Raw genomic sequence first — 5,617 nt, 5'->3', positions numbered from 1 at the left:
CATCAGGGAGCCATCGATAGTATGTCCACATCTTTTCAAATATTTGTGAGTTGGGATAGAGGGGGCTATCTCATGTGGACATATTGTTCGGAGATACTGCCTAAGGGATTGAGGAAAAATAAGGCGATAAATCTTAGAGAAGAAAACGCAGATGAACGCAGATTTATTGTTAGAATGTATGAATAAACTTGGAAAAGTTATTTTTTCGGCAAAGCATAAGTTATTTATTTACAGATCGAATTATTCTTTTAGTTTTCTTTGGGAGATAACGGACTGATCTCAAATTTGCCTCTATGGGGCCTTCCCATCCCTTGAATTTATCAGTGTCCTCATCAATAAGCTTAAGGAGATCATCCTCATCTTTTGCTTCGTATTTCTTAGGTTTCATAATAATTACTTTGCTTTGTTATCATATATCTCTTTGTATTCGGGAGCTATCCTTGCACTGAATACCTTAAGTCTGTCATTTCCTAATGATACTGCGATAACCATTATAAGTCTACCAAACACTTCACCAATAACCTGATAGCGTAACTCTTTGTTGAAATAGATCTTTCTTTTATAAATCTTTCCTTTAAAAATTTGTTCAATTTCATAATCTTTGATCCCATGTTTGAAAGCATGCTTGTCAAATTCTAAGTCCAAGTTCTTCCAATTAACCATGATTCAAGTGCCTTGACGTTTTGGATATTTAAATGTTATACATGATCAGACAGGTAGACCTGAAAATCCGGAATCTACCTGACCATAATCGGTTTTTGCAGCAGTCAGGCTATATCCAAAGTAACCGTTCCGCCGTCCAATACATCCTGTTCCGCAACGTCCACGGTCTTTGATACATCCACTGCCGTGATGGTATATGGCCCGGTGGGCCTGGTATCAAAGTTGGTCTCATCCGGTATGGGGCCCAGTGTGGAATACGGCACCACAAAGCTATATGTACCGTTCTCTACAGTTGCAGTTTGCCTATATGTGAACAACCGACCCTGGTTTGTCATGATACTATTGGAGATCTTAACTGTGGCGCCATCGGGTGCTTTTCCGCTAATGGTCGCACCGTTCACGAACTCGAAGATCTTAACATAACCGGTATCCTCCACCTGGAGATTGCCGTTATATAACATATTATATAGTGCCTTGCATCTCTTTTCCTCATTACCGCCGCGGACATAGGGGTTGGCCTGGGATTCATGCACCAACCTGTAATGCTTTAGCGCGTCCCCGTCAAAGATGTGCAGCCGTCCTTCCATGCTGGTGTACCAGTATTGCTTGAAAATTGGTTGTTCCTGTCCGGATATCACGGCCCACGTCCGGTAGTCGGTCCAGTCGTGCCCGTCCCAGATGCCCATGACATCCAGAATGGCATAGGCCATGTAGGCATTACTGATAATGTAACGGGAGCCGGATTTGTTGTTTACCCCCAGGTTCCACAGCACTTCACCGGCAGCTTCCTCGGACTGGGCTGTGAAGAATGTGGATGCGCCCGGGGCATGGTTGGTGCCTCCGCCGATGCCTGCCTGGAAGGGGTTGGCGTTGGGGATGCGGTGGCCGAAGTATGTAATTACGTGGCCGTAGTCCCACCAGGACATGACGCCGTATGCGGTGTCAGGGTACTGGAATGTCTCACCTGCAGGTGGGCGGTCGTATATGGCATCGAAATCCAGGCCCGGGTCGGGGGTGTTGTATCGCATCCAGGTGAGGGATTCATGCCACAGGTAGTAGTCTGAACCGATGGTGCCGTCGGCTGTTGAGCGGGATGCGATAGTAAAGTTGGGCAGGAATACCACCATGATCACGATAGCGACTACGAGGGCGGTGAGCAGGTGGCGGGGCAGGTCTGAGGTGAAGAATTCCTGGAGGGAGCGAGGGGTTGAGACCAGGGTTCTGAATCTACTTGAAATGTCCTTCAGACCTGCGATGTCGAGAATTCCTATACCGATGAAGGCTGAAAGTATGGCCACGTTGACTGAATAGTAGTAGAACCAGCGATTTTGGGCTGTTGTGAGGGCGAACATGGTGATGCACCATATGAGGAACATGGCTTTCTCTGGTTCCCATTTGCGGAAGATGAGGAGGGCTCCTATGGCTACCATGGCGAGCAGGGCGATGTAATAGGTTGAAACGAACTCAAATATGCCGGGGTAGCTGCCGCCGAAGTTGTTGGGGTAGCTGGCATAGCCGAAGATCATCTGGTGGGTGGGGGGTGAGGCTTCGGCGATGGTGAGGCCGCCGCCTGTGTGTGGCTGGAAGATGGAAAAGAATCTTTGAAAACTTGAGAATATCCCCGGGACGAAGAGTTTTGCTATGACCAGGCCAATGGCGTATATGCCTGCTATGGTGAGGGGGTAGTAGATTTTATCGATGTTCTTTTCTCTTATTTTAAAGGATAATAAGCCTAAGAATAGGAAGAATACGGCGCTGCCCAGGGTGATTAGGATGTGGAGGTAGGAGTAACGGCCAGCAGAAAATCTATTCAATGGGTCTACAAAGAATACCACCAGGGGGAAAGCAGATAAGAATGTAATAAAGCTCACCAGAAACAGTCCTTCAACAGACCTTCCGCGCATGTGGTCTATGATGTACTGAAGAACAATGAATATGGCAACAATGCCGCCGAAGAATACACCACTGGACCATTGGAGCATATATAATCCAAAGGTAATTCCGGCAAAGATGGAAATGATAACATGAGGCTTTAATTTATTCCAGTTCTTATTCTGGATGTCATTCAGTGAAATGTCTTTACCTTTGACTGATTTGACAGCCATAATGAAGAACATGAGGAATAAAGCACTGAAGAACACCTCGCCTGCATGGTGATCTGAGAAACCCATTATGGAACGGGATAATATTTGTCCTGGCATCACTGCAACCATGAAAGCAGCTAACAGCCCGACACGCTTGTCAAATACGTCCCTGCCAATGAAGTAAATTGGGAATACTATTAGTGCGCCAATTATCCCTGGGAAATATGCACCCACAGTTCGTGTCAGTTCGAGAGTTGGGGAACCCGCTCCCAGAATTAATGAGGTGATTGCTATCATATATGTCCAGAGGGGGCCGAAATGCAGGGTTTGACCGGTTGGGTACAGTGTGAATACTTCATACCATATTCTATGCGGAAAATTATGAAGTAGATTTTCCACGAGGCGCATGTGGAATACAGCATCATCGGCAGCGAATCCAACTATACCACCTCTGAATACGGCATCATATGGCAGTACAGTGCGAATGTAAAGGCTAATACCGAAAATAAATAAAATTAATGGCGTATAAATTGAAATTTTATTGTACAAAAAATTAATAATATAGCTTCCCCTTAAATTTGAATCAGGCACATCGTTTATTTTGTCAGTCAATTTATATTCCTCATATGAGTCAAAGAAAATATAATTATAATGACACCATACTATAATAGAAATGTAAATAAATGTTTTGAATGAATATTTGAAAGATTTAAATATAAACTAATGGAGTTGCCGTGAAAAAATGTTTAGAATCTACAGTATTGCAGGATTTAAAGATGAACAAATATTAACACAAATATGTTCTGTCATGCGCCACCACAGCCCAAACAGCGGTGGCTCTTTTCTGGATACTGGAATTGGTTGTGGTCATCAGCAGCTAAGTATTATCGACAGTAAGTGCGGGCACAAGCCAATGTACAACGAAGATGGACATTTACAGATTGTTTGCCGCAGCGATGCGACCATCTTGGACTGCGCTAAGGTCTGGAATTGAAGAGAAACATGTTTTGTGAAGTATCATAATCTAGAAGTTATCACGTATCATTATGAAAAATACGGTGTTAATCTTTTTGAGCAACTTCACAGCATGTTCGTGTTCACGTGAAGTGATTAAAAAAGCAGGTTTCTTTATAGATTCAGTGCCATATTAACGTAAACCTTTACTGAAAAATAAGCGGTGAATAACAAACATAAATAGAGATGAAATGGAGATACTTATGAAAATATGTATGTTAACCACAGTTCATCAACCATTTGACACAAGAATATTCCATAAAGAATCAAAATCTCTTCTAAAAGCAGGACATGCAGTAACGTTGATCGCACCATCAGATATTGCAAGTAAGAACAATGTGGATGGAATACATGTAATTACTGTTAAAAAACCAGATTCGAAAATACTGCATCCAATTACTATGCTGCGGGTTTTTATTGCAGGATTACGTCAGGATTGTGATGTTTATCATTGTCATGAACCTGGATCGTTGTTTGTTTGTGCATTGCTTAAATTGTTAAAAAGGAATAAATTGGTATATGATGTACATGAACATTATCCGGGCCTGATTGCAGAGAATTCATTATTTCCAAAATTTGCATATAAACCAATTTTCAACATTGTTAATCTATGTGAAAAATTACTATCTTCATATTCAGATTACATTATCACTGTAGATAAAGTTCTAGCATCAAAATTTAAGGATCTTAATGGCAAGATATGTGAAATAAACAATTATCCAAAACTTGATATTTTCACAAATACTAAAACAGATGAATCGAATCTGGATGGTAGTGTAATCTATGTAGGTGGGCTCACAAAAATAAGGGGCACATTAGAGACAATATTAGCATTTAAAGAAGTATTAAATAAGATTCCAGATTCAAAACTTATATTTGTAGGCGGTTTTATTAGTTCAGATTATGAAAAAATGATATTTGATTACTGCCATGAACATAATTTGGAGAATAATGTTATTTTTGTAGGGCAAGTGGCACACGATAACGTTATTGATCATATAAAAAATGCATCACTGTCTGTGGCATTATTGCAGCCAAACCCGAGATATGAATTGGCAATCCCTGTAAAACTTTTTGAATACATGGGTTCGAGTAAGCCTGTGGTAATGAGTAATTTCGAATTCAATACGAAGTTAATAAACGAAGTGAAATGTGGATTTGCTGTTGATCCTACTGATATTCAAGCAATATCAGATGCAATCCTCTCCCTTCTGGAACACCCGGAAGAAGCAAAACAAATGGGTGAGAACGGCCGTCGGGCAGTTGAAGAAACATACAACTGGGAGAATATGGAAAAACGTTTATTCAGAGTGTATGAGGAACTAGCATGAAAATCACGTCACCCATGAGTACAATGACTTGCGGTTTTATCGTTTCAACATGCAGAAGCAGCATCCAGAAGGAAGCCTATATGCTGGGCGTGCCGTGTGTGACAATGCGGGAGAACACCGAGTGGGTGGAGACTGTGGAGGATGGATGGAATGTGCTGGTGGGTGCGGATTATGGTCTGATTGTAGATGCAATTGAAGGGTTTGAGGGTGCTGATGGGAGGAGTGATGCGTTTGGTATGTGGAATGCGAGTGAGAGGGTGTGTGAGGTGTTGAGGTCATTCCTTTCCTAAATCAATTAAATTATTTGAATTATTTGACAATATTGCCACTGAATCCATAAATAATTAAACCGAGTGTGACAATTTGAGTGAAACGAAACGATTTGCATTTGATGTAGGCATAACGTTCATAGCATCGTCAATCAACATGCTGATCGCCTTTTTGATAATTGTGGTTCTGGGGAGATATATCGGTGCTGATGACCTTGGTTTGTACCGGATGACCTCAACTATCTACGGAATTGCA

The 5,617-nt window shown here is 41.9% G+C and carries 6 protein-coding genes and 1 pseudogene; 4 read left to right on the top strand and 3 right to left on the bottom strand.

All coding sequences use genetic code 11. The annotated features are described in order from the left end of the window. Positions 1 to 220: 220 nt before the first annotated feature. From HF974_04525 to HF974_04515, 3 genes are all read right to left on the bottom strand, one after another. Positions 221 to 388: a hypothetical protein gene (locus tag HF974_04525; protein ID MBC2697605.1), complete on the bottom strand. Its 168-nt coding sequence runs from the start codon at positions 386 to 388 to the stop codon at positions 221 to 223. A gap of 5 nt (positions 389 to 393) precedes the next feature. Next, positions 394 to 663, bottom strand: a complete 270-nt coding sequence (locus HF974_04520) for a BrnT family toxin (protein MBC2697604.1) — start codon at positions 661 to 663, stop codon at positions 394 to 396. Between the two features lie 104 nt (positions 664 to 767). Further along, a complete protein-coding gene (locus HF974_04515) occupies positions 768 to 3,359 on the bottom strand; it encodes an oligosaccharyl transferase, archaeosortase A system-associated (protein ID MBC2697603.1) in 2,592 nt (863 codons plus the stop codon). 130 nt (positions 3,360 to 3,489) lie between these two features. Here HF974_04515 and HF974_04510 point away from each other — a divergent pair, with 130 nt between their 5' ends. From HF974_04510 to HF974_04495, 4 genes and pseudogenes are all read left to right on the top strand, one after another. Further along, positions 3,490 to 3,741: a hypothetical protein gene (locus tag HF974_04510; protein ID MBC2697602.1), complete on the top strand. Its 252-nt coding sequence runs from the start codon at positions 3,490 to 3,492 to the stop codon at positions 3,739 to 3,741. Between the two features lie 223 nt (positions 3,742 to 3,964). Next, a complete protein-coding gene (locus HF974_04505) occupies positions 3,965 to 5,092 on the top strand; it encodes a glycosyltransferase family 4 protein (GenBank protein MBC2697601.1) in 1,128 nt (375 codons plus the stop codon). A gap of 62 nt (positions 5,093 to 5,154) precedes the next feature. Next, positions 5,155 to 5,382 (top strand): annotated as a pseudogene (locus tag HF974_04500) (UDP-N-acetyl glucosamine 2-epimerase). A gap of 73 nt (positions 5,383 to 5,455) precedes the next feature. Continuing rightward, on the top strand, positions 5,456 to 5,617 hold a 162-nt coding region (locus tag HF974_04495), incomplete at its 3' end, for a flippase (GenBank protein MBC2697600.1).

The organism is ANME-2 cluster archaeon (assembly GCA_014237145.1).
Lineage (GTDB): Archaea > Halobacteriota > Methanosarcinia > Methanosarcinales > Methanocomedenaceae > Methanocomedens_A.
Note: the sequence above shows the minus strand (reverse complement) of the source record. Positions and strands in the feature narration are given on the sequence as shown.

Excerpts from the sequence above, each read along its gene's own strand:
- HF974_04525 (MBC2697605.1), bottom strand. The coding sequence starts at position 388 with ATGAAACCTAAGAAATACGAAGCAAAAGATGAGGATGATCTCCTTAAG.
- HF974_04520 (MBC2697604.1), bottom strand. The coding sequence starts at position 663 with ATGGTTAATTGGAAGAACTTGGACTTAGAATTTGACAAGCATGCTTTC.
- HF974_04510 (MBC2697602.1), top strand. The coding sequence starts at position 3,490 with ATGTTTAGAATCTACAGTATTGCAGGATTTAAAGATGAACAAATATTA.
- HF974_04505 (MBC2697601.1), top strand. The coding sequence starts at position 3,965 with ATGAAAATATGTATGTTAACCACAGTTCATCAACCATTTGACACAAGA.